This window comes from Hymenobacter sp. 15J16-1T3B (genome assembly GCF_020711235.1).
Classification (GTDB): Bacteria; Bacteroidota; Bacteroidia; order Cytophagales; family Hymenobacteraceae; genus Solirubrum.
In genome coordinates this window covers 95,998-120,486 of sequence record NZ_JAJFAV010000005.1, presented here as the reverse complement: position 1 = coordinate 120,486, position 24,489 = coordinate 95,998, and the positions used below count along the sequence as shown (strand labels likewise).

Annotated in this window: 20 protein-coding genes; 16 read left to right on the top strand and 4 right to left on the bottom strand. The window is 65.1% G+C overall.

The window, feature by feature from the left end:
* Nucleotides 1–118 precede the first annotated feature (118 nt).
* The 8 genes from LJ737_RS10575 to LJ737_RS10540 all read left to right on the top strand — a co-directional run bounded on the left by LJ737_RS10575 (nucleotide 119) and on the right by LJ737_RS10540 (nucleotide 7,229).
* The gene (locus LJ737_RS10575) at nucleotides 119–1,105 is read left to right on the top strand and encodes a helix-turn-helix transcriptional regulator (RefSeq protein WP_227765465.1); all 987 of its coding nucleotides are present in this window, start codon (nucleotides 119–121) and stop codon (nucleotides 1,103–1,105) included.
* Between the two features lie 39 nt (nucleotides 1,106–1,144).
* Nucleotides 1,145–1,840 carry a deoxyribose-phosphate aldolase gene (deoC, locus tag LJ737_RS10570; protein ID WP_227765463.1) on the top strand — a complete coding sequence of 232 codons (696 nt, stop codon included), beginning with the start codon at nucleotides 1,145–1,147 and terminating at the stop codon, nucleotides 1,838–1,840.
* Nucleotides 1,821–2,378, top strand: coding sequence for a sporulation protein (locus LJ737_RS10565; RefSeq protein WP_227765461.1), 558 nt, complete (start codon nucleotides 1,821–1,823; stop codon nucleotides 2,376–2,378). Before deoC ends, LJ737_RS10565 begins: the two co-directional genes overlap by 20 nt.
* Nucleotides 2,379–2,381: 3 nt before the next feature.
* Nucleotides 2,382–2,777 (top strand): hypothetical protein, encoded by a 396-nt coding sequence (locus LJ737_RS10560; RefSeq protein ID WP_227765459.1) that lies wholly within the window; start codon nucleotides 2,382–2,384, stop codon nucleotides 2,775–2,777.
* A gap of 57 nt (nucleotides 2,778–2,834) precedes the next feature.
* On the top strand, nucleotides 2,835–4,028 hold the full coding sequence (locus LJ737_RS10555; RefSeq protein WP_227765457.1) for a M20 metallopeptidase family protein: 1,194 nt from the start codon (nucleotides 2,835–2,837) through the stop codon (nucleotides 4,026–4,028).
* A gap of 20 nt (nucleotides 4,029–4,048) precedes the next feature.
* Entirely contained in the window at nucleotides 4,049–4,861 is an 813-nt protein-coding gene (locus tag LJ737_RS10550; RefSeq protein WP_227765455.1) for a hypothetical protein, read from the top strand.
* 220 nt (nucleotides 4,862–5,081) lie between these two features.
* Nucleotides 5,082–5,522 carry an Hsp20/alpha crystallin family protein gene (locus tag LJ737_RS10545; RefSeq protein ID WP_227765453.1) on the top strand — a complete coding sequence of 147 codons (441 nt, stop codon included), beginning with the start codon at nucleotides 5,082–5,084 and terminating at the stop codon, nucleotides 5,520–5,522.
* A gap of 201 nt (nucleotides 5,523–5,723) precedes the next feature.
* Complete coding sequence (locus LJ737_RS10540; RefSeq protein ID WP_227765451.1) at nucleotides 5,724–7,229, top strand: Do family serine endopeptidase; 1,506 nt, start codon at nucleotides 5,724–5,726, stop codon at nucleotides 7,227–7,229.
* 207 nt (nucleotides 7,230–7,436) lie between these two features.
* On the opposite strand, the gene LJ737_RS10535 is transcribed toward LJ737_RS10540, so the two are convergent.
* Entirely contained in the window at nucleotides 7,437–8,435 is a 999-nt protein-coding gene (locus LJ737_RS10535; RefSeq protein ID WP_227765450.1) for a T9SS type A sorting domain-containing protein, read from the bottom strand.
* Nucleotides 8,436–8,883: 448 nt separating this feature from the next.
* Between LJ737_RS10535 and amaB the strand changes: the two genes are divergently transcribed.
* Nucleotides 8,884–10,482 carry an L-piperidine-6-carboxylate dehydrogenase gene (gene amaB / locus LJ737_RS10530; protein ID WP_227765449.1) on the top strand — a complete coding sequence of 533 codons (1,599 nt, stop codon included), beginning with the start codon at nucleotides 8,884–8,886 and terminating at the stop codon, nucleotides 10,480–10,482.
* Between the two features lie 60 nt (nucleotides 10,483–10,542).
* On the opposite strand, the gene LJ737_RS10525 is transcribed toward amaB, so the two are convergent.
* Entirely contained in the window at nucleotides 10,543–11,685 is a 1,143-nt protein-coding gene (locus tag LJ737_RS10525) for a glycoside hydrolase family 16 protein (RefSeq protein WP_227765447.1), read from the bottom strand.
* A gap of 139 nt (nucleotides 11,686–11,824) precedes the next feature.
* Nucleotides 11,825–12,550 carry an FkbM family methyltransferase gene (locus tag LJ737_RS10520; RefSeq protein WP_227765445.1) on the bottom strand — a complete coding sequence of 242 codons (726 nt, stop codon included), beginning with the start codon at nucleotides 12,548–12,550 and terminating at the stop codon, nucleotides 11,825–11,827.
* A gap of 216 nt (nucleotides 12,551–12,766) precedes the next feature.
* Between LJ737_RS10520 and LJ737_RS10515 the strand changes: the two genes are divergently transcribed.
* The 7 genes from LJ737_RS10515 (at nucleotide 12,767) to LJ737_RS10485 (ending at nucleotide 23,721) form a co-directional block, all read left to right on the top strand.
* Nucleotides 12,767–13,330 carry an RNA polymerase sigma factor gene (locus LJ737_RS10515; protein ID WP_227765443.1) on the top strand — a complete coding sequence of 188 codons (564 nt, stop codon included), beginning with the start codon at nucleotides 12,767–12,769 and terminating at the stop codon, nucleotides 13,328–13,330.
* A 93-nt stretch (nucleotides 13,331–13,423) separates the two neighbouring features.
* Nucleotides 13,424–14,185, top strand: coding sequence for a hypothetical protein (locus LJ737_RS10510; RefSeq protein WP_227765442.1), 762 nt, complete (start codon nucleotides 13,424–13,426; stop codon nucleotides 14,183–14,185).
* Between the two features lie 24 nt (nucleotides 14,186–14,209).
* On the top strand, nucleotides 14,210–15,487 hold the full coding sequence (locus tag LJ737_RS10505; protein ID WP_227765440.1) for a hypothetical protein: 1,278 nt from the start codon (nucleotides 14,210–14,212) through the stop codon (nucleotides 15,485–15,487).
* A 205-nt stretch (nucleotides 15,488–15,692) separates the two neighbouring features.
* A complete protein-coding gene (locus tag LJ737_RS10500) occupies nucleotides 15,693–16,256 on the top strand; it encodes a PPC domain-containing DNA-binding protein (protein WP_227765437.1) in 564 nt (187 codons plus the stop codon).
* 111 nt (nucleotides 16,257–16,367) lie between these two features.
* Nucleotides 16,368–19,739: a hypothetical protein gene (locus tag LJ737_RS10495; RefSeq protein WP_227765435.1), complete on the top strand. Its 3,372-nt coding sequence runs from the start codon at nucleotides 16,368–16,370 to the stop codon at nucleotides 19,737–19,739.
* Nucleotides 19,726–21,687, top strand: a complete 1,962-nt coding sequence (locus LJ737_RS10490) for a DUF3857 domain-containing protein (RefSeq protein ID WP_227765433.1) — start codon at nucleotides 19,726–19,728, stop codon at nucleotides 21,685–21,687. Before LJ737_RS10495 ends, LJ737_RS10490 begins: the two co-directional genes overlap by 14 nt.
* Nucleotides 21,688–21,717: 30 nt before the next feature.
* Nucleotides 21,718–23,721 carry a DUF3857 domain-containing protein gene (locus LJ737_RS10485; protein WP_227765432.1) on the top strand — a complete coding sequence of 668 codons (2,004 nt, stop codon included), beginning with the start codon at nucleotides 21,718–21,720 and terminating at the stop codon, nucleotides 23,719–23,721.
* 229 nt (nucleotides 23,722–23,950) lie between these two features.
* On the opposite strand, the gene LJ737_RS10480 is transcribed toward LJ737_RS10485, so the two are convergent.
* On the bottom strand, nucleotides 23,951–24,460 hold the full coding sequence (locus tag LJ737_RS10480) for a hypothetical protein (RefSeq protein ID WP_227765430.1): 510 nt from the start codon (nucleotides 24,458–24,460) through the stop codon (nucleotides 23,951–23,953).
* Between the last annotated feature and the right edge of the window lie 29 nt (nucleotides 24,461–24,489).

The window sequence follows — 24,489 nt, the reverse complement described above, 5'->3', positions numbered from 1 at the left end:
CCCCGGCTACTCCGCCGGGGCGCTTTTGCTTTCCACGCCCGGGCACCGGCAGGCTCTGGACTGGATAGCTTGGCCGTCGGGGTTTTTGCTTTGCCGAAACCGGGCTATTTTCGTCCGTATGGCTGCCACTTACGTTGCGCGCATTGAAGAACTGGGGCTGCGGGATACCAGCCGGTTTCAGGCGGAAGCCGACCTGCTGGTCGGCCGCATGCGCTGGGACGTGCCCGCGCACGTGGGCCGCATTGAGTCGAGCGAGGTGGTGCTGCCGGGCGGGCTGCTGGTGATGGAAATGAGCGGGGAGCTGCAACGGCCGCTCGAAATTCAGGAGCAAGAAGTGCAGCCCTGGGTGGGCTTTCTGTACCAGTTGCAGGGCAGCAGCCAGTCCAGCGCCGACCGCATGCCGGGCCACGAAGTCGGGGGCGGCTACCACAACTCCATCCACGACCCGGGCACGACCACCCGCCACGTCATGCGGCCCGACCGGCAGGGGCAGTTCCGCGCCGTGCACCTGGGCCTGGCACCGGAGTTCTTTCGGCAGCTGATCGAGCACAACGACGAGTGGCTGCCGCTGTACGAGCGGCGCTTGGGAGCAGAGCAGTCGTTTATGAGTTTGCCCGACCCGGTGGCGGCGCTGCCGGTGATTCGGCAGCTGGTGGAGCAGCTGCGGCAGTGCCCCTACAGCGGCGTGTTGCGGCGCATGTTCATCGAGGGCCGCTTTCTCGACCTGTTTGCCGAGCAGCAGCGCCAGTACCAGCAGATATTCCAGGCCGGGGCCAGCGCCACCCGGCCCCGAAGCCAGCACGAATTGTTTCACGCCATTCGGGCCTACCTGGACGAGCACTACGCCGCGCCGCCCAGCCTGCTGGAACTGGCCCGCACGTTTGGCATCAACGACTTCAAGCTGAAGAAGGGCTTCAAGGAGGTGTGCGGCACCACCGTGTTCGGCTACGTGGCTGAAAAGCGCCTGACCGAAGCCAAGTGCCTGCTCGAAACCACCGCCCTGCCCGTGCAGGAAGTGGGCGAGCAGGTGGGCTTTGCCAACGCGGCGCACTTCGCCACCTGTTTTCGCCGCAAGTTCGGCGTGCCGCCCTCGCAGCTGCGCTAGCGGCCCGGCGTCGGGCCGCGGATTCTGTACCTTTGCCCCATGCTTTCCACCGACAACCTGGCCGCCCGCATCGACCACACGCTGCTCAAGCCCGAGGCCACCCGCGCTCAAATTGTGCAGCTCTGCGCCGAGGCGCGGCAAGCCCACTTTGCCAGCGCCTGCGTGCCGCCGTGCTACGTGAGCGTGGCCGCCAACGAGCTGTATGATTCCGGCGTGGCCGTGTGCACGGTGGTGGGCTTCCCGCTGGGCTACCAGCTCACCAAGGTGAAGTTTTTCGAAGCGCACCAGGCCCTGAGCGAGGGCGCCACCGAAATCGACGTGGTGATGAACGTGGCCGCGTTTAAGTCGGGGCGCTACGAGGAAGTGGAAGACGAGCTGGGCCAGCTGGCCGAACTGTGCCACTTCCGCGGGGGCATCCTGAAAGTCATCATCGAAACGGCCCTGCTGTCGGAAGCCGAAATTCGGCAGGCCTGCGACCTGTGCGCCGCCGCCGGAGCCGATTTCGTGAAGACCTCCACCGGCTTCAGCACCCGCGGCGCCTCGGTCGAGGATATTCAGATCATGCGCGACCAACTGCCGGCGCACATCCGTATCAAAGCTTCCGGCGGAATCCGGACCCACGAGCAGGCCGTGGCGCTGGTGCAAGCCGGTGCCGACCGCCTCGGGGCCTCCGCTGGCCTCGCCCTGCTCACGCCCGCCGCTGACTCCACCGCCCATGAACCGACTGCTTACTAACGTGCCCGTGCTCTTCGCTACGCTTGCCCTGGCCGGCTGCGCCGCCTCGGGCCCGGCCGCGCCCAGTGCCACCACCGCTGCCCCCGATACCACCAGGCCCGCCACGACGGCCGGCCGCGCCACCCAGCCGGCCGAGGATTTGAGCAAGTACCGGCCGAAATTCAGCCCGCCGCCCGCGCCCAAGCCGCTCACGGGCAAAACCTTCGTCACGCCCACGGCCAGCGTCAACGCCCTGATTGACCAGCGCCTGCGCGACCAAGCCTACACCAACCAGAACGTCAAGTACACCTCGGGCTACCGCATTCAGGCCTACGTGGGCCTGGAGCGCGACGAGGCCATGGCCATCCGCCGGGCCGTCATCAGCCGCTACCCCGAGGAAACCGACTACGTGGTATTCAAGCAGCCCATTTACCGCCTCTTCATCGGCGACTACCCCACCCGCCTCGACGCCGAGCGGGCCATGCTGCGCATCCGGCCGCTGGCGCCCAAGGCGGAGCTGCAGCCGGCGCAGGTGCTCATCAACAAAACCCGCTTCTAGCCCATGCCGCTCATCCGCCAGCTGCAGTGGGAGGAGTTGGATTTGTTGCAGGGCCTGGAAGCCATACCGACCGAGGACGACAACGGCGGCACGCATTACCGCGTGCGCCACGACGGGCTGGTACTGCTCGTGTCGCTCTGGCCCGACTTGGGGCTGGTCGACGTGACGCTGGTGCAGACAGCCACCGAGGCCATTCTGCTCGACCTCACCGTCGCCGTACGCGGCCGCATCCGCTACAACAACGACAAGCGCGGCGAGTACCTGGAGTTTGCCGACTGCGTGCTCGTGAGCCGCGTGACGTTGGCCGAGGAGCAGCTGGACGCCGCCTTCAGCCCCAACCTGCAGGGCCGCACCATGCTGCTGGCCAGCAAGCCGCACGTGAGCGTGCTGTTTGAGTAGGGGCGGCGGCCGGCCGACCCGCACGCGCCGCGCCGTTTCCGCCGTACCTTGCGGGCTATGCAGCATTTGCTTTCCCGCATCCAGGAACTAGCCGCCGCCCAGGCCGCCGACGTGGTCGCGCAACGCCACCACCTGCACGCTCACCCCGAGCTGTCGTTCAAGGAGTTTGAAACCGCCGCCTTCGTGGCCGCCGAGCTGCGCAAGCTCGGCCTGGAGCCCCAGCCCATTGCCACCACCGGCCTTGTGGCCCACATCGAAGGCCGCAACCCCGGCCGCCGCACCGTGGCCCTGCGCGCCGACATGGACGCGCTGCCCATTCAGGAGCAGAACGACGTGCCCTACCGCTCCCAGAACCCCGGCGTGATGCACGCCTGCGGCCACGACGTGCACACCTCGTCCCTGCTCGGCGCCGCGCGCATCCTCACCCAGCTGCGCGACGAGTTTGAGGGCACCATCAAGCTCATGTTTCAGCCGGGCGAGGAGCTGGTGCCGGGCGGCGCCTCCATCATGATCAAGGAAGGCGTGCTGGAAAACCCCGCGCCGCAGTCGGTGCTCGGGCAGCACGTGTTTCCGCAGCTGCCGGCCGGCAAAGTGGGCATTCACGCGGGCCGCTACATGGCCTCGGCCGACGAGCTGTACCTGACGGTGCGCGGCAAGGGCGGACACGGCGCCATGCCCGAGCAGAACATCGACACGGTGCTGGTGGCAGCCAACCTGATTGTGGCCGCCCAGCAGCTGGTGAGCCGCCGGGCCAACCCCAAAATTCCCTCGGTGCTGTCCTTCGGCAAAGTCATTGCCAACGGCGCTACCAACGTCATTCCGAACGAGGTCTACATCGAAGGCACGTTCCGCACCATGGACGAAGCCTGGCGCGAGCAGGCCCACGTGCACCTGCGCCAGCTCTGCGAAGGGTTGGCCGCCGCCATGGGCGCCACCTGCGAGCTGGAAATCCGCCGCGGCTACCCCTGCCTCGACAACGACCTGACCGTAACCGCCCGCGTGCGCGCCGCCATGGTCGATTACCTCGGCGAGGACAACGTCGTCGACATCGACCAGTGGATGGCTTCCGAGGACTTCGCCTTTTACTCGCAGCAGGCCCCGAGCTGCTTCTACCGCCTCGGCACCCGCGCCCTCGACGGCCGCTTCGCCTCCTCCGTCCACACGCCCACGTTCGACGTAGAAGCCCAAGCCCTGACCGTGGGCCCGGGCCTGATGGCTTGGCTGGCCCTGCACGAGCTGGCCGCGCACTAGCCGCCTTTTATTCGTTGTTTATGAAAGCTACGTTGACTCGCGTACTACTGGCCGGCGGCCTGCTGGGGCTGTTGCTGCCCGAAGCGGCCCAGGCCCAGCGCACACTGCGTAACCCCTGGACCGGCCGCACCGAGCTGCAATTGGAGCTGGCCCGCCAGAACGGAGACTTTTTCTGGGGCAGCTTGCACGGCCAGCACAGCTTCGGTAAGTACGGGGAGCTGTTTGAATACAACTGGGTACAGGCCGGCTACGAGCATTTCTGGTCGGAGCGCTGGAGCTGGGGCGCCAACCTGCGCGCGGCGTTCTATAGCCGCGACTACGACAACCGCGGTCTGCAATTTCTGCCGCGGCCCGAGCTGCTGGTGCGCCACCGCGGCGACGTGTTTGGTTTTACCTTCGGCCAGCGCCTGAGCTTGGATTACGAATTCCGTCCCGAACCGCAGCGCAACCTCGGCCAAGCCCGTCTGCGCCTCGACCTGGAGCGCGTGTACAGCGTGAACGAGCGAGTGAAGCTCCGGCCGCGCGTGGCTTACGAGGCCGCCGCTAACATCCGCCTGCAGCCGCCCGATGACCAGCCCGACGAGCGGACTTTGGAACAAGGCATCTGGCGGGCCGAAATCGGCCTCCGCCTGTCTGACCACGTCGACCTGACGCCCTACGTGGCCCGGCAAAGCGACTTCGCCGTGTATTTGCCCCAATTCGACGCCGACGGCAACATCGTGTCTGGCGGCCGAACCAACGTGCGCACGCCTGTCGTAGGAGTTGATCTGCGTTTCACGCTATTTGAAGACAAGGAGCCTTTCAAACGTATACAACTGCCCACGCAGCACTAGGTTCTGCCTTTTTGTCGTAAAGTGGTTTGCGCAAATTTTGGGCAATGGGAGTTCGTAAGGCAGAAAATGTCAGATTGAGTAAATGCAAGTTGTAATAAATAATCTTGGTTTAAGACATTTTGTCTGGTAAAATCAGTTGGTACGAAATTGATAAGTAGACAGTCGTCCGCGCAACGGCGGATGTCATTCACTTTCGAACTCAACCCAACCGCATACTACTATGGCAACCATGTTCAACACCCTGCCCGCCCGTCGTGTTGTGCGTCCCTTCGACGCCGTGTTTAACCAGTTGTTTAACGATACCCTACCTGGTTTCGCCACCGGGACTGGCTTCATGCCCGCCGCCGACGTGTTTGAAACTGCTGCCGGCTTTGAGCTGCAGCTGACACTCCCCGGCGTAGCTAAGGAAGCCCTGACCATCGACGTGCAGGAAGGTTTCCTGACGGTGAGCGGCGAGCGGAAAGCCCCCGTGACCGAAGGCGAAAACGCCGTGAAAGTCCGCCGCGCCGAGTCGAGCTACGGCACGTTCTCGCGCAAATTCCGCCTGCCCGAAACCGTCAATGCCAACGCCATCCAAGCCGAATTGACCGACGGCGTGCTGCGCCTGACGCTGCCCTTCGACACGGATAAAACCACCAAGCGCCTCATCGAGGTGCGCTAAGCGGCTACCAGACTGCAAAAAAGGCACCGTTCGTTGGTGCCTTTTTTGTTGGTACGCGTGTTGTAGCAATAGCAAATCGATGCAACCCTGTACGAGCCGGCGGGTATCTACCGTTAAAGCGCCGGCAGCTCATTGGAGCTTCACGAAGTGTTTCGTACTTTAACCCCGGTCTCACACCCTTTTCCTCTTCTTAGCTTACCCATGCAAGCCAAACAAATGATGCTCGGCCTCCTTGGCTCCGCCGTTCTGGGCGGGAGCGTGGCCGTGGGCGGGTACAAGCTGCTGGAACCCGCACGCACCGATGCGCCGCAGGCCATAGCCGCCGACCCCAACGTGCGCTACACCAGCGCGCTGCGTAGCTCCACTTACAACGTGCCCGAAGGCCTGAACTTCGTGGCGGCCGCCTCGGCCGTAACACCGGCCGTGGTGCACGTGATGACGGAGTACGCCCCGAAAATGACGCAGAACGACCAGATTCGTATGGACCCGTTCCTGCGGCAGTTCTTCGGCGACGACTTCGACGGGGGCATGCGCCGGCAGCCGCAGGGCGCACAGGTCGGCTCGGGTTCGGGCGTGATTATCGCCGCCAACGGCTACATCGTGACCAACAACCACGTCATCGACAAGGCCGACAAGATTGAAGTGGTGCTCGACGACAAGCGGAAGTACTCCGCCAAGCTCATCGGCGCCGACCCCACCACCGACCTGGCCCTGCTGAAAGTGGAGGCCGACAACCTGCCCTACGTACGCTACGGCTCGTCCGACAACGTGAAAGTAGGGGAGTGGGTACTGGCCGTGGGCAACCCCTTCAACCTGAACTCGACCGTAACGGCCGGCATCATTTCGGCTAAAGGGCGCAACATCAACATCCTCAACCGCGAGGACCGCATGGGCATCGAGTCGTTCTTGCAGACCGACGCGGTGGTGAATCCCGGCAACTCGGGCGGTGCACTGGTCAACCTGAACGGTGACCTGATTGGCATCAACTCGGCCATTGCCTCGCACACCGGCTCGTTTGAGGGCTACTCCTTCGCCGTGCCCAGCTCCATTGTGAGCAAGGTGGTGGATGACCTGCTGAAGTACAAAGTGGTGCAGCGCGCCCTGCTCGGCGTGAATATCCGCGAGGTCGACGCCACGCTGGCGTCGGAGAAAAAACTCAAGTCGCTCGACGGTGTGTACGTGGTGGGCTTGAGTTCGAACAGCGCCGCCGCCGACGCCGGCCTGAAAGAAGGCGACATCATCACCGAAATCAACGGCGCGAAGGTGAACACCTCCTCGCAGCTGCAGGAGCAGGTAGCCCGCTACCGCCCCGGCGACAAGATCAAGGTGAGCTACCTGCGCGGCGACGACCGCCGCAACACCACGGCGACCCTGCGCAACTCCTCGGGCACCACCGACATTGTGCGGGAAGAAACCTCGGCCACTATCGAGTACGAAGGCGCGAAGTTCTCGCCGCTGAGCCGGCAGGAGATGAACAAGCTGGACTTGGAAGGCGGCGCCAAAATCAGCGGCGTGCGCGGCTCCAACTTCCGCGAAACCGGCATTGCCGACGGCTTCATCATCACCCGCATTGATAAGAATAAGGTGACCAAGCCCCAGGACGTGAAGCGCTACCTCGAAGCTGCCAAGCAAAGCCAGGGCGCGTTGGTGGAGGGTGTGTACCCCGACGGCCGCAAGTCCTACTACCCCATCGGGCAGGTAGACTAAACCGGGCCATTTCAGCTTAAAAGCCGCCGTCAGCAGTGACGGCGGCTTTTTTATTGCGTCAGCATGGGCGTTGCTTGCTATTGCCACCGAAGCCTGTTGCGCCGCAAGCGGGGCCGTTAGAGCTGAGCTTGGGCCGGTCGGGTAGCAACAAAAAAGCCGGTGCAGCGGAACGCTGCACCGGCTTTTTTCTAGGAGAGGGTAGTTAGACTACTGCACCACGATGCGGGCCTGCTGGGCACCGCTGCGTACCAGGTACATGCCAGACTTCACGTCCGACACATTCAGGCTGGTGGCGCCGGCGGGCAGCGTGCGCACCACGCGGCCCTGCAGGTCGAGCAGTTCCACGCTCTGGCCTTTGCCGGCACCTTGCACCTGCACCAGCTCGCGAGCCGGGTTCGGGTAAATGGCCAGCGGGGCCAGCTTGGCGGCGTTCTTGGTGGCCGTGGCAGTGCCGGGCGTGAAGGTAAACACGCGGTTGCTGCTAGCGCGGGCGCTGATGTCCACCGTTTCGGTGGAAGTGCTGACCGCCGCCGTGTTGCTGAGGCTGTTCAGCGAGAGGAAATTGTTGGCGGCGCGGCCGGCCAGACCAACCGAAGCCGTGCGCGTGCCCGACACCGTGCCGGTGCCCTGCACGTACACGAAGCGCATTTCGTTGCTCGTTTCGTCCATTTGAATCTGGAACGATTGTACTGGACCTGCTGCACCCGGGGCCCAACGGGCGTCGCGCCACTCCACGGTGAAGGTGCGGTTCGGGGCGGTGCCGGTGGTGCTATAGAGCAGGCTGCCGGTGAGGTTGCCGGTGGGCGTGCCGGTGCCCGCGTACACAAAGCTAATGTCGTCCCACAGCGGGGCTGCAATGGGGCGCGGCGTACCGGAAGTCAGGTTGTTGGCCGGGGTCGAGTCGGTGATGTTCTGGCCGAAGGTCAGCCAGCCGTTGGTCGAGGCCGACACTGTGGTGTAGTTCACGCCGTCGAACTTGAAGGTGAAGCCCAGCGGAATGTTGTTGTAAAAGCCGTCGTTCTGGTCGCCGCCGCTCAAGGCGGGCGAGGTAGCCGAGGCGGGCAGTGGCGTAAACGTGCCCGTCGATGCTACCATGGTGTAGGTGTTGACCAGCTGGGCCTGGGCCGAAACCAGGGGCAGGGCAGCCAGGGCCGTCAGCGACAGAAGGGCTTTGGCGTGGCGTTTGAGAGGTAAAAAATGTAACATAAGTAAGAGTGAGTGGGTGAGAAGAAAGTCGAGTACGAGGTTGGGGAAGAGATGGTTTCCGCGAGAGAAAGGTTGCAAGCGGCGAGGCGGGGCGCAAGGCTGGCTAACTGACCAGCTACTTAATCCGTGATATTACAGCCGGGGGAAAGGTCGAAATGAATGTAAGAATAGGAAAAAACGAGCGAACAACGCGTATTTGGGAGCTTAAGGTCTGGTAAGAACTTGAACTCCCGCACGAACCAGCTTTTTTTATTTCCGCAAACGTTATCGGGAACGTTGCCAATGCTCGGACGCCCGTGTATTGGCCTGGCAATAATACCGCAAAATTGTCTTTTCCCAATTTGGTTTCCGGTAGCGGCGGCGGCTCCGAAGGGCCTGCTTCTTTTGGTTAGCTTTGCGACGCCGCCCCGGCGGCCATTCCCCGAATCATCTTCCCACCCTTTCTCTTATGAAACAAGCCATCGAAGAAGCCACCGCCACGGCTACCGACGTGCAGGAACACGACCACCACGGCATCCGGCAAGTGCTGCGCGAGCTGGGCGTCGAGGCCATTAACGCCGCCTACAGCACCGGTCTGCAGTGGGGCGGGCAGGGCAACGAGCAGGTCCGCAGCATCGCCTCGCCCACCGACGGCAAGCTGATTGCCAAGGTGCGCATGGCCACCGCCCAAGACTACGAGCTGGTGGTGCGTACGGCCGAGGAAGCCTTCAAGACCTGGCGCCTGGTGCCCGCACCCAAGCGCGGCGAAATCGTGCGGCAGATCGGCAACAAGCTGCGCGAGTACAAGGAGCCGCTGGGCAAGCTGGTGAGCTACGAGATGGGCAAAATCCTGCAGGAAGGCTTGGGCGAAGTGCAGGAAATGATTGACATCTGCGACTTCGCGGTGGGCCTCTCGCGGCAGCTGCACGGGTACACCATGCACTCGGAGCGCCCCGCCCACCGCATGTACGAGCAGTACCACCCGCTGGGCGTCGTGGGCATTATCTCGGCCTTCAACTTCCCGGTGGCCGTGTGGAGCTGGAACGCCATGCTGGCCGCCGTGTGCGGCGACGTGAGCATCTGGAAGCCCTCGGAGAAAACGCCGCTGGTAGCCGTGGCCGTGCAACACATCATCAAGGACGTGCTGCGCGAAAACGAGCTGCCCGAAGGCATCTTCAGCGTTATCGTGGGCGACGCCGAAATTGGCGGGCTGATGGCGGCTGACGAGCGTGTGCCGCTGGTATCGGCTACCGGCTCGACCCGCATGGGCAAGAAAGTAGGGGCCGTGGTGGGCGCCCGCCTCGGCAAAGCCCTGCTGGAGCTCGGCGGCAACAACGCCATCATCATCACCCCGCACGCCGACCTCGACATGGCCATCCGTGCCGTGCTGTTCGGGGCGGTGGGCACCGCCGGCCAGCGCTGCACCACCACGCGCCGCCTCATCGTGCACGACGACGTGTACGAGGACGTGAAGCAGCGCCTGCTCTCGGCCTACCCCAAGCTGCCCATCGGCCACCCGCTGAAAGAAGGTAACCTCGTGGGCCCGCTCATCGATACCGACGCGGTGCAGGGCTTTACCAAGGCGCTGGCGGCCGTGCAGCAGGAAGGCGGCACGCTGCTCACCGGCGGCGAAGTGCTCAGCGGCGCGGGTTACGAAACCGGCACCTACGTGCAGCCGGCTCTGGTGGAAGCCAAGAACGAGTACCACACCGTGCAGGAAGAGACATTTGCCCCGATTCTGTACCTGATTCGTTACTCCGGCGCGGTGGAAAACGCCATCGAGCTGCAAAACGGCGTGCGGCAGGGCCTCTCGTCCTCCATCTTCTCGCTGAACATGCGCGAAACGGAAGCCTTCCTGGCCCACACCGGCTCCGACTGCGGCATTGCCAACGTGAACATCGGCACCTCGGGCGCCGAAATCGGCGGGGCCTTCGGCGGCGAAAAGGAAACCGGCGGCGGCCGCGAGTCCGGTTCGGATGCGTGGCGCATTTACATGCGCCGGCAAACCAACACCATCAACTACAGCACCCAGCTCCCGCTGGCGCAGGGTATCAAATTCGATATCTAAGAAGTGGTGCTTCGTAAACGCAACGGCCCGCCGGCAGCTAGCTGCCGGCGGGCCGTTGCGTTAGGGGGCGGTGACGGCCGCCGTGGAAGCCGCCGGGGCTTTGCGGCGGTAGCGCTTTTCCACCAAAGGCCAGGCGCCGCCGGCCGGCGGCACGACGGGCTTGTAGATGCGGACGTAGTCGATAAGGAACGGGTCTTGGGGCGAGGTGCACGGCCGGTTGTTCGGGCTGCCGTCGGCTAAGGTGTCGCAGTGGTTGTTTTTGAGGCAGTCCCAGATGTAGTGCGAACTAAGCAGCAGGTTGAGCTCGGTTTGCGGAATGCCCCCGGGATTGGCGGGACTACCGCGGCGGTTGCGGACGCGCTTGTAAAGCTTGCCGTCGAAGTACCACTCCAGCAGGTTGGGCGTCCAGACCAAGGTGTAGAGGTGGAAATCATCAGCCGGTACGCTGGGGCGCTGAAACTCGTAAAAGCCTTGGGTGCCCTTGTGCTGCCGGAAGGGGTTGGGGTGCAGCGTGCCGAAAAACTTGCGCACGCCGTCGTCGAGCGTGTAGGTTTCGAACACGTCGATTTCCCAGGAGTCGGTGCCAAGCCAGCCGGCCGGCTGGCGGCCGCACGCGTCGCCGGCCCCGGCCCACAGCCAAAAAGCCGCTTGCAGGCCCTGCACCGAGGGCATGCGGGCCCGGATTTCAAAGATGCCGTACTGGAAGCCTTCGTCGGCGCAGAGCGAATCCGCGCGGTACAGGGCCCGCACCAAGCCGGTGGTTTTGTAGAACGGCCCCGGCGACACCGTGCCGTTGGCCGACACAACGTTGCGGAGCGGCTCGGCGTGGTAGTTGAAGTCCAACGCCAAGCATTGGTCGGCGGCGTCGGCGGGGTTGGGCACCAGCCGGATGTCCTCGCGCAGGTAGGCGTAGTTCTTGTTGCGGTTGTCGCAGCGCTCAGTGGTATCGGTGTGGGCGTTGCCCCAAGCGTAGCCGTGGGCCCATTTCTTCAGGTGCGGGCTGAGCATGGAGTCGACCGAGGGGTAGCGAAAATCGTCGCTAAACACCAGGCGGTAGTGCTCGGCGAATTTGGGCAGGCGGGAGGGCTGCCCAACGGCGGCCGAACTGGAGCCCAGCAGCGCCAGCAGCCAGCCGCCCAACCACACACCGGCGGCAACCGGGCGGGCTGGGGCCGCCTGGTGCAAAAGGGAAATCCACTTCATACTAATCAGAATAAAAACGGCTGCCGCCCGGGCCGCTCACGACCCGGCTAGCCAAAGCAATACGGTAGAAACGCCAGGAGGGGCCGCTGATTGCCTTGCCCCGCGGTTAATGGCGACGGGCCGCTACGGCGTCCTGCGCTTAGGCCGGATAGGCAATAAAATAGTAGTTCTTGCCTTGCTCGAACTGCTGCACGAACTCCTGGCGCGTAAACGGCGCTTCTTGGTGCAGCCAGCGCTTCATCAAGGACACGCGCAGGCCGGCTTTTTCCGTCAGCAAGTCGTACACCTGCTCCGGGCGGGTGCCGTAGCAGTCGGCCGCGCCCAGGCCGTGCTCGAAAATAACTACCGGGCGGGTGCGGCGCAGCGTCTCGACGGCGCCCTGCAGCACCTGCAGCTCGGCGCCCTCCACGTCGATTTTGATCAGGTCTACGCGCTGGGTCTGCGGAATGACGTGGTCCATCAGGTCGGTTTGCACCTCGATGGTGGTGTCTTGCTCGTCGGGCTTGTCGTAGTTGCGCTTCTGCAAGCCGCTGTAGGCGGGGTTGCTGATAACGTAGTTGAAGGTGGCCGTGCCCTTCGAGTTGCTCAGGGCCACGTTGAGGATGCGGGCCAGGCCCGGCGCGTCGTAGCGACGCTGCAGGTCGGCGTAGAGGTCGGGGAGGGGTTCGAAGCCGAAGTGCTTGCCCTGCGGGGCCGCGGCCAGCATCAGGTCCAGCACCTCGCCCTTGTGGCAGCCGATATCGACGCAGGTCGAGTCGGGGCGGCACACGCGCTTGATGACGGCGCGCGTCTGCTCGTCGTACTGCTGGTTCTTGGTAAAGGCAATCGGTAGGCGCTTCAGAATGGATTTGAGCACTTCTTTCATGGCCGGCGGGGCAAAGCAAAAGGAAAATCGGCTTTAAAGTTGGGAAAAAACGGCCGGTTTTGTCCTGTTTGCGCTTGGTGCAACCTTCCCAAACCGGCCCGGGTCTTTGAGGCGCTAATGGTCAGAGGAGTAGAAAATCTGCCGCCGATGTCTGAACTTTACCCACCCCCCTCCGCCGTTAGTGATTCGCTGACTTCCCCCACAACTGCTGCGCCTATGGAAGCCGTTGCTTACGTTGACATCAATGCTCCGCTGGTGGAGCGCTGCCGCCTCGGCGACCGGCGCGCCCAGGCCGAGATTTACAAGCGCTACGCCAAAGCCATGTTCAACGCCTCGCTGCGCATCACCGGCGACTACGCCGAGGCCGAGGACGTGCTGCAAGAGTCGTTTCTGAGCGCCTTCCGCGAGCTGCACACCTACAAGGGCGACTCCTCGTTCGGCTCCTGGCTCAAGCGCATCGTCATCAACAAGAGCATCAACTGCCTGCGCAACCGCCGCCTGCAGCTGGTGCCCCTGGCCGAGCAGCACGACGGAGCCGCCTCGGAAGACGCCAAAACCCCGGGCGAGCAGGACGACGTACAGTGGCGCGCCGATGTGCTGCGCCGCTGCATCCAGGAGCTGCCCGACGGCTACCGCGTGGTCTTGACCCTGTACCTGCTCGAAGGCTACGACCACGGCGAAATAGCCGCCATCATGGGCATCACCGAATCCACGTCCAAGTCGCAGTACAGCCGCGCCCGCAAGAAATTGCTGGAACTGGCCCGCGAGCAAGGATTGTAATCATCGTTTCATAAGATCAGCGGCCACCAAGGGCGCCCCACCCAATCAGCGCCCCGGCCGCGGGGAGCCCCGTGCGAAAGAACCATGACTGTCATGAAACCCAACTCCGGCCTTGAGGACTTCGTCGAGCGCAACCGCGCCGACTTCGACGCCTTCGAGCCGCGCCTCGACCTCTGGGACGCCATCAAAGCCCGCCTCGACCTGCCGGCCGACGCTGACGAAGCCCCGGACGCGACGCCCACCCCCGTCGTGCCCCTGAACCCCGCTGCAGCCCCGGCCTTCACCCAGCCCGCCGCCGCGGCCTCCGCTACCGCCGGTTTCGGCTGGCAGCGCTACGCCGCGGCCGCCGCCGTGGCCCTGATGTTGGTGGCCGGTGGCTACGGCCTGCGCCGCACCGGCGAAACCACTGCCACCCTGGCCAGCACCGATACGGCCGCCGCTACCTCGCTGGGCGTGCAGCCCGCCGCCGTACGCGACGTTATCGGGGAGCCCGAGGCCATGCCCGTGTCGAGCGACGCGGCGGCTAAGCGCCTGCAAAAAGCCGTGCGCCGTATGGAAGCCTACTACGCCGCCCAGATCAGCGAAAAGCAGCACGAGCTGAACCTGCTCGACGCGGCTGCCGCCCCCGGCACCATGCCCAAGGCTGCCGACTGGAAGCAGGAAATGGTGGCGCAGGATTCCATCTACAAGCAGCTGCGCACCGAGCTGTTCCAGAACCCCGATCCGGAAGCCGTGCTCGACGCGATGAACCAGAACCTGCAAATCCGGTTGGACATCCTGAACCAGCAGCTGCGCACCCGCGAGCAGATTCGCCAGTACCACGACGACGCCTACTCGCTGGCGTCGGACAAGTAATCCTCCTCGTTTTCCACCCACCCCATGCATTCCCCGATTCGACCTTTTCGGCAGGGCATCCTGGCGCTGACGGCCCTGCTGGCCGCAGTGGCTAGTCCCCGCGGCGCCGCGGCGCAGACCGCAGCAGCCCGGCCGGCCGGCGGGTACGTGCAGCCCTGCCCCGCCGACCGCTTCTGGGACGAAACCCTGGACGCGCGCTTTCAGCACCTGCAACAGCCCTCGGACGGGCAAACGAACCCCAGCCAGACCAACCCCGGGCAACCGCAGCCCGAGCCCGGCAACAACAGCGGCCTGACGGCCGAGAAGACCCGTAAAATCACCCGCTCCTTCGCCGCGGTGGCGGGCCGCCCGCTGACGGTGGAAACCCGTTACGGCCGCGTGCAGGTGAACACCTGGACGCGCAACGAAATCAAGGCCGAGGTCGACATCGTAGCCCGCGCCGACGAGGATGACAAAGCCCAGCGCCTGCTCGACATGATCCAGGTGCTGATGCAGGACAACGCCAGCCCCGAAGTCGGGCTGCTGCTCAAGACCCAACTGGGCGAGATGCCCAAGGAGTGCTGGAGCCGGCAGCGCATCTACGAAATCAACTACACCATCTGGATGCCCAAGAGCACGCCGCTGAAGGTGAAGAACTCCTTCGGCGACGTGAGCCTGACCGGCGACCTGACCGGCTCGACGGACCTGGCCGTGTGCTACGGCAGCCTGCGCACCGGCCGCCTCGAAGGCCCGCGCAACGCGGTGCGGCTCAACAACGGCGCGGCCGTGCTGCCCTACGCCCGGCAGGCCACCATCGAGGCCAACCACTCCCGGCTGCGGCTGGAAGAGGGCCTGCGCGTGGATCTGCGCAACAACGGCTCCGACATCGACATGGGCACGGTGCAAAGCCTGGCCGTGCTCAGCAAGTACGGCGACGTGAACCTGGGCACCGTGTACAACCTGCAGGGCTCCACCGGCTACTCCCGCTTCAGCATCGACAAAGTGGCCGAGCAGATGGACATGAAGGTGCAGTACTGCCCCGCCTTTGAGGTGCGCACCACCGGCCGCAACTTCCGCCGCATCAGCGTCGACGGGGGCTACAGCACCATCCTGCTGAACTTCCCCGACGACGCGGGCTTCAACTTCGACGTGAACTCGGAGAACGGCAAGGTGCTGATGGACAAGCGACTGGTGAAAGTGCACACGGAGGAGAACAGTTCGTCGAGCACCGAAATGCAGGGCCAGTACGGCGGGGTACAGGCCAAGCCCGCCGCCAACGTGAACATCAAAGCCCGCTACAGCAGCGTGAGCTTTAACCGCTAGACAGAACTTACCGCGTGCCCTGTTTCGGAAAAGGCAGGATTGGCGGAGTGACGAGAAAAAGCCGGCTGCAACCGGCTTTTTCTGTTTTTCGGGGGCCGAGAAAGAATGATCATCCTTGAGCAGCGCGAACCGCAGGGCGGCGTAGTGAAGGCCCGTCAGTTCGCGCTGCTCAAGGATGACCGGAGCGCGACTGTATCTTTACCCGATGCGTTTTCTGTTTCTCGCCAGCGCCGCGCTGCTGCTCAGCCCCGCAACCTACGCCCAAACGCCCGCTGCTATGCCCACGCCGCCCCAGGCTCCCGACGTTACCGCTCAGGCCTCGCGCATGCACACGCTCACCGTGCGCCTGCGGCCGGGCCAGGACGTGCGCCAGCAGCTCACGGCGCTGGTGCAGCAGCAGCACCTGCGCGCCGCGGCCGTGCTGACCTGCGTGGGCAGCCTGACCCAGGTCACCTTGCGCCTGGCCAACCAGGAGGGCCCGACGGTGTACCGCGGCCACTTCGAAATCGTGTCGCTGGTGGGCACGCTGGCCGAAAGCGGCAGTCACCTGCACCTCGCCGTAGCCGATTCTACCGGGCGCACTATCGGCGGGCACCTGCTCGACGGCAACTTGGTGTACACCACGGCCGAACTGGTGCTTGGCGTGCTGGAAGACGCGGAGTTTCGGCGCGAGGTCGATCCGGCGTTTGGCTACCGGGAACTGACGGTATATCCGCGGGCCGAAGCACCGGCCCGGGCGGCTAAAAAGCCGGCGAAGACGAAAAAATAAGTCGGGGCGGGGCGCGTAATTCAGGGTTGATTTCCTAGTATTATTGTAGGAATATCCGAATAGCGTTTGGCGCTATGGCCGGATGCATCCTTGTGTTTTTGCCCCTTTTCTATGCCCTACCGCTACGCTGGTTCCACGCTGCTGCTGAGCCTGCTGGCTGCTGCCGCCACTGCGCAGCCCTCTGCCCCCGCCGATGCCCCGCGCGCCGCCGTGCGCCCCGTCGCTTCGGCCACGCCTGCCCAAATGCCCTTGCTCGGGCGCGAGGCCTTGCGCCGGGGCGTTGAGCTGCACGACAAGAACGACTTCGCCGCCGCCATTGCCACTTACCTGCGCGTGCCGGCCAGCGACTCGGCCTACACCGACGTGCAGGGCGAACTGGCTTTGTCGTACTGGGCCAACGACCAGTACGCGGAAGCGGCCGCCGCCGCCCAGCGCGCCCTCGACCTGGGCCAGCGCAGCCCCATGCCCTACGCCACGCTCGGCAACTCCCTGGAAGAGCTGAAGCAGGCCGACAAGGCGCTGGCAACGTTCAAGACCGGGCTCAAGCAGTACCCCTACTCCGGCCCGTTGTGGTTTAACCAAGCCGTGACGCTGGCCGGGCAAAGCGGGCAGACGGCGGCCGCCGTGGCCTCCTACCAGCGCAGCCTGGAGCTGCGGCCCCTGCACCCGGCCAGCCACCTGCAGCTGGCCCGCATGGAAGTGCAGCAGGGCCACGCGGCCCACGCCCTGCTCGGTTACCTGACCTACCTGATGCTGCAGCCCGACGCCGCCGGCAGCCAGGGCGTGCTGATAACGGCCGAGCAGCTTTCCGCGGGCAGCCTCGAAGTAGACGCCAAGGACAAGCGCCCCGCCACCACGCCCAACGAGGCCTTCGCCGAACTCGACGAGCTGCTGGCCTCGCGGGTGGCCCTGCGCAAGGATTACCAAAGCCCGGTGAATTTCCAGGCCGCCGTGGTCAAGCAGACCAAGCTGCTGGTGGAGAAATTCCCCGTCGCCCAGGACGCCGCCGCGGCCGACTTCTGGCAGCGCGCCTACGGCCCCTTGGTGGAGGTGCTGCGCCAGGGCGACAACCTGACCACCTTCACCTACCTCATCCTCTGCTCGGCCGACGACAAAAAGGCCCTGAAGTGGGTGAAGGGCAACATGAGCAAGGTCGACAAGCTCTACGACGCGACCCGGCCCAAGCTCAACCTGCTGCGCGACTTCATGACGGTGGAGCGCGGCGGCAAGCCCACCAAGGTGGAAGCCTGGTACTACGACGAAGGCGCCCTGAGCGGCCTCGGCGACGCCAAGCGCGACGCGGCGGGCAAAGTCATGCCCGAGGGCCCTTGGCAGTTTTTCGACAACCAGGGCAACCTGGAAGGGGAGGGCAGCTACACCAACGGGGAGAAAACCGGGGCTTGGCGCTACTACTTCCCCGACGGCAAGCTGCTGCGCGAATGCACCTACGACGCGCAAGGCAAATTCACCGGGGCGTTCAAGCAGTATTATGACACCGGCAAGCAGGAAATCGAGGGCAACTACCGCGCCGGCGAGCCGGTAGGGCCTGCCAAAATCTTCCACCCCTGCGGCGCCGTGCGCGAGGAGCGTCGCTACAGCGACGCCGGCCAGCAGGACGGCCCCTTCGTGAAGTACTACGCCAGCGGGCAGGTGGAGGAGCGCGGCACCTACAAGCAGGACCTGACCGACGGCCCGCTGCTGGGCTTCTACCCCGACGGCACGCCCGAATACGAAGTGGTAATGGCCGCCGGCAAGCAGCAGGGGCCGATTACCTCGTTCTACCCCGGCCCCGGCAAGCGCGTGGAATACCGTGGCACCATGGAGCAGGACGAGTTCATCGGCGCCTACACCAGCTACCACCCCAACGGGCAGGTGCGCGAGCAGGGCAGCTACGCCAAGGGCAAGCGCACGGGCCTCTGGAAAAGCTTCTACGCCGACGGCAAGCCCTCCACCGAGCTGACTTACGACGCGCAGGGCAAGCTGCACGGCGTGCTGCGCGACTACGACGTGGACGGGCAGCTCTACAGCGAAATCACCTACGACCACGACCGGGCCCGCAAGTCGGTGTACCTGGACCGGCAGGGCAAGCCGCTGCAGCAAAACAACCTCGGCGGCAACGGCGACGTGGCCGTGCGCGGCCTGCGCTCCGACGGCACGCCCGCCTACAGCGGTATCTACCGCCAGGGCCTGCAGCAGGGCGAGTGGACCTACGTGTACCGCCACGGTACGCCCTCGGTGCGCCAGCGCTACCGCGACGACCGGCTCGACGGCGTGGTGGAAGCCTTCCACCCCAACGGCCGCGTGCGCACCCGCACCACCTACGAGGCCGGCAGCAAGCACGGCCGCTTCGAGCAGTACGCCGCCGACGGGGTGCTGCTGCAGGAGGGCTGGTACGTGAACGGGCAGCGGCAGGGCGCCTGGCGCGACTACTACGCCGACGGCACGCTCAGCGAGGAATACGGCTTCTACCAGGGCGACGAAAACGGCCTGCGCCGCAGCTACACCCCCACCGGCAAGCTCTGGGCCGAGCAGTGGTTCAAGGCTAGCCTGCCCACCCGCGTGGTGGCCTACGACTCCACCGGCCGCGTGCTCGACGACCGGAAGCTGGCCGTGGACGCGGCCAACTACCAGCTCAGCTACCCCTCGGGCAAGCTGCGCACCCGCACCGGCCTCACCTGCGGCCTCTATGCGGCCAAGGAGTGGTACTTCCCCTCGGGCCAGGTCGAAAGCAGCGTGGGCATGCGGCAGGGCCGCCGCGAAGGCGCTTACCGCTCGTACTACCCCACCGGCAAAGTGGCCGTGGAGGGCACCTACGAGAGCAACGAACCCAGCGGCGAGTGGAAGTACTACTCGGCGGAGGGCAAGCTGCGCAGCCAGGGCCGCTACGCCGGCGGCGAAAAGGACGGCGAGTGGACCACCTACTACGCCAACGGGCAGGTGGCTACGGCGGAAACCTACCGCAGCGGCGAGCTGCACGGCGTGAGCCGCACGTACGACCCGGCCGGGCAGCTCATCTATGAGAAGCGCTACCAGCAGGACGACATCATGGCCTGGCGCAGCCAGCAGGCCGACGGCAAACCCGGCGCCTGGCAGGACTTGAGCAGCCAGAACGGCACCGTGAAAAGCTACTACGCCAACGGCAAGCTGGCCGCCGAGGAAACCTACCGCAACGGGCAGTTCGACGGCACCTGCAAGCTCTACCACAGCAACGGCCAGCTCATGCGCGAAACCACCCTGCGCGACGGCCTGAGCGTGGGCCCGCAGCGCGAGTATGGCGCCGACGGCAAGCTGCTGGCCGACGAGGCCTACGCCCACGGCGAAAAGCACGGCCGCAGCCGCTACTACCGCGCCGACGGCACCCTGCTGCGCGAGGAAGGCTGGCGCGCCGGCGAGCAAAGCGGCCCCACCGTGTACTACACCGCCCAGGGCAAGCCCGAACGCACCGACACGTACTGGAACAACTACGTCTATGGCAGCAAATAATTGGCAGCGCGCGGCCTTCCTGGCCGCGTTGGGCCTGAGCGTATTCGGCGCCCGCCCGGCCCGGGCCCAGCAGCCCGCGCAGGTGCTGGCCGAGGCCCAGCAGCAGTTTCCCGGCCAGCCCGCCGTGTTCCTTGACTACCGCCAGGACGTGCTGCTGGAGCTGCGCGGCGACTCGCTGGCCGTATCCGCCCGGCACCACCGCGACTTGCTGCACGTGGCCCAGGGCACCGGCGCCTACGCCGCCGACCGGGTATTCAGCTCGCACTTTTCCAAGCTGCAGAAGATTGAGGCCCGCACCATGGTGCCCAACGGCACGAGCTACCGCACCCAAAAGGTGCAGCAGTTTCACGAGCAGTTCGAAATCCGGCCGGGTATCTTCTTCGACGACGTGCGGGCCACCAACTTCACCTACCCGAACGTGGGGCCCGGCGCCCGCACCGTCAGCGACTACACGCTGAAATTCCGCGACGCGCGCTTTCTGCAGCCGTTTTACTTCGCCACCGGCCTGCCCGTGCGCCACGCCGAGCTGACGGTGACGGCCCCGCGCGCGGTGAAGCTGAACTACAAGCTGTTCGGCACCGAAGGCGCTAACGTGCAGTTCAGCAAGGAGGAAAAAGGCAGTACCGTGGTCTACCGCTGGGTGGCCGACAACCTGCCCGCCCCGCCCACCGACGCCGACGCGCCCGAGGACGCTTGGTATTTGCCCCACGTGGTGTACTTCGTGGAGGAAGCCCCGCTGGCCGGCAAGTCGCAGCGCCTGCTCTCGGGCGTGCCGGAGCTGTACACCATGTACCGCTCCTTCGTGAAGGACCTCGACCAGCCCGCTCCCGCCCCGCAGCTTAAGCACCTCGTCGACTCGCTCACGGCCCAGGTGGCCACGCCCGACGACAAGGCCCGCACCATCTACCACTGGGTGCAGGAGCACGTGCGCTACATTGCCTTCGAGCAGGGCATGCGCGGCTTCGTGCCCCACGCGCCGGCCGCCGTGTACACCCGCCGCTACGGCGACTGTAAGGACATGGCCAGCCTTACCCACGGCATGCTGCAGCTGGCCGGGCTCAAGTCGCACCTGGCCTGGATTGGCACCCGCGACCTGCCCTACCGCTACTCCGAGCTGGCCACGCCCGGCGTCGACAACCACATGATTGCGGTGTACGAGCGGGCCGGCGGCGAGCTGGTGTTCCTCGATGCCACCGACCCTTACAACCCCTTCGGCCTGCCCACGGCCATGATTCAGGGCAAGGAAGCCCTGATTGGCCTCGACCAGGAGCACAGCCGGGTGGCCGAGGTGCCGGTGGTGGCCCGCGAGCAGAACGCCCGCACCGACGCCACCAAGCTCACCCTCGACGGCACCAGCCTGCGCGGCAGCGGGCAGCTGGCCCTGGCCGGCTACGCCCGGGGCCGCGCCACCGCCGCCCTGCGCAGCGCCGATCAGCTCACCCAGCAGCGCACCGTGCGCAGCGTGCTGGAGCGCGGCTCCAACAAGTTCTTCGTCGACAAATACACCGTGGGCGGCCTCGCCGAAGCCGAAAAGCCGCTGACCGTGGACTACCAGTTTCACCTCGACGACTACGTGCAGCGCGCCGGCGACGAGTTGTACGTGAACCTGAACCTGGAGCGGGAGCTGACCAACGACCAGATTGACGTGGCGCGCCGCCGCTTGCCCCGCGCCAACGAGTACTGCCGCCGCTCCAAGCAGCAAACCGAATTCGAAATACCCGCCGGCTACGACCTGAGCCACCTGCCCGCCAACGTGCAGGCCGACGACGCGGTGGCCGGTTTCCGCATCAGCTACCGCCGCGAGGGCAACAAAGTGGTGCAGGACAAGGAGGTGTACGTGAACTACCTGCTGCTCGAACCCAAGCAATTCGCCGCCTACAACAAAGTCGTAGGCCAGCTCAGTGAGGCCTACCGCGACGCCCTGATTCTGAAACGCAAGCCGCTGTAGCCCGGGCTTCAGCTGCTTTATTATCCGCTTATGCGCTCCGCATCTACCCTCCAACGGCCGCTGCTTGCTCTGCTGCTCGCCGGTATTGCCTGGCCGGCCTTAGCTCAGAAAAACGCTAAACCCGAGCTGCCCGGCGGACTGACCTACGCCGACTACAAGTGGCAGGACCGCCACGCCCGCCTGCCCGTGTCGGCAGCCGATGCAAGCCAGCCGGCGGTCATCCTGCGCGACTTCACGGCCCGCGAGTACGTCTTCGACGCCCGGCACCGGCCGCTGATGTACACCGTGGAGCACCGCATCGTGCGCGTGAACACCGACGAGGGCATCGAGCAGTACAACAAAATCTACCTGCCCATCGACGGCGACGGGCAGGTGGTGCAGCTGCGGGCCCGTACCGTGAGTCCGCGCGGGCAGGTGGTGGAAGTGGCCGAAAAGGACATGAAGGAGCTGAAAGACGGCGAGGGCAGCCGCCGCAACTTTCGCATCATTGCCGTCGACGGCGTGGAGAAGGGCAGCGAGGTAGAATACATCTACGCCCACCTCTCCGACGCTGACTACTTCGGCCGCGAGTGGCTGCAGAACGCCGTGCCTGCTCACGATGTCGACTTCGAGCTGATTGCCCCGCCCAGCATCACCTACGAGGCGCGCACCTACCACGGCCCGGAGGCCAAAATCGACACGCTCAGCGGCAGCCAGAAGCGCCGCCTGCGCGTGCAGCTGGCCGACGTGCCCGCCCTGCGTGACGAGGCCTTTGCCCACACCTCGGCCCAGCGGATGCGCGTGGAGTTCAAAATTGCCTACAGCGCCCAGCGCGGGCGCAGCCGCCTCTTCACCTGGAACGACGCCAGCCAGCTGGTGTACGGGCAGGTGTGGGAGCTGGACAAGGACGAGAAAAAGGCCGTGGAGAAGTTCGACAAGCAGCTCGGCGTGTCGACTTCCTTGCCGGTGGAGGAGCAGATTCGGGCCCTAGAGCAGGGCGTCAAGACCAGCATCAACGTCGGGCCTGGCGTGTACCGGGTGGGGCAGGTGGTAGCCACGCGCACGGCCTCGGAGCTGGGCATGGCCCGCCTGCTGGCCGGCCTGCTGCGCGCCCACGACATCACCCACGAAGTGGTGGTGGTGGCCGACCGCAGCGAAATACCCTTCGACGGCGACTTTGACACCTGGAACCAGCTCGACCACTACGCTTTCTACTTCCCGGCCACCAAGCAGTACCTCGCCCCCGGCCGCCCCGACTACCGCTACGGCATGATTCCGGCGGAGTGGACGGCCAGCAAGGCCCTGTCGGTGAAGCTGGTGCAGCTGGGCGCCGCCGAATCGGCCGTGGGCGTGCTGCGCGACATCCCGGCCCTGCCCGCCGAGCTGAGCCCCAACGACCTCGACATCAAAGTGGACTTCGCCCCGACGTTGGACAAGGCCACCGTGGCCATCCGGCAGGTGTTCGGCGGCTACCAGGCCCAGCCCATTCAGCCCTACTTCCCGCTGATGCCGGCCGACAAGCGCACCGAAGTACTGCAGACGCTGGTGAAGAGCTCGGTGCCCGACGCGACGTTTAAGTCCTTGGAGGTGAAAAACGCCGAAGCCGGCCGCAACGCCCTGCAGCACCCGCTCACCATCGACGCGACGGTGGAATCGGCGGCCGTGCTCGACCGCGCTGGACCCAAGTACCTCTTCAAAGTCGGGGAGCTGATTGGGCCGCAGTCGTCTTTGTACCAGCAGGAGGAGCGGCAGCTCGACGTGGAAAACACGTACAACCACCGCTTCAACCGCACCATCGTCTTCGACATTCCGGCCGGCTACCGCATCCGCAACCTCACCGACCTCAACATCAAAGCCGACGCCGGCCCGGCGGACAAGCCGGTGTATTTCTTCCACTCCGTCTTCCAGCAGCAGGGCCAGAAAGTGACCGTGCAGATCGAGGAAAGCTACAACCAGATTTACTGGCCGAAAAAGGACTTCGAAGCCTTCCGCAACGTCATCAACGCCTCCGCCAATTTCAACAAAGTGGTGCTGGTGCTGGAAAAAGGCTCGTAGCACCACCAGAACGCCATCCTGAGCAGAGCGAAGGACCTTCCGCGTGCTCTGCACCAACCAAGAAGCGCAGCCACCAACGCCCTTTCGTCCGGGCGAGGTGGCTGCGCTTCTTTGCTATAAGAGTGAAAAGCGGCCGCACTCCGTCGCAACGGCGGTGCAGGGGGGGAGAAGCTCCTTCGCTTTGCTCAGGAAGACGTCCTTTTTCGCCGGCAAAGCCCCAAAAATCAAGCTACTCCCGCAGCCAGCGCGTCATGCGCGGAAACTCTTCGGCGGTGGTCAGGCCCATCCACACCAGCAGCGGCAAGCCGGGGTACTGCCCCTGCTGGTAGTTCTGGGTAAACCACTCGCTGTGCCCGTGGTAGCCGTCGGCGTGGAAGACGACGGCCGGCGACAAATCCAGGGCTACCGCGGCGGCGTAGCTCCAGAGCTGGGCCACGATTTCGTCGCCCTGGGCCTCGTCGGGCGTGCGGTACTGGGCAATGTTGGGACCGAGGCCGGCGCGCACGGCGGCGGGAACCACGGCCAGATGCCCGGCCTCGTGCAGAATGTCGCCGGGGTAAAGCAGGCGGGCACGGTCCACTAGCAGCGCCCCGTCTTCGATGCGCAGGCCGGGCAAAAAGCTGTCGGCCGGGACCGGAGCCTCGCGCACCGGAAGGCCGATGCTGCGTAAAAAATCCAGTAGCTGATCAACTAGCGCCGTGGATACGGCCGGTGATGGGACGAAATAGGGCAGAAGCATGGCAAGGTCGGGCCGCTGAAGAAAGCGGA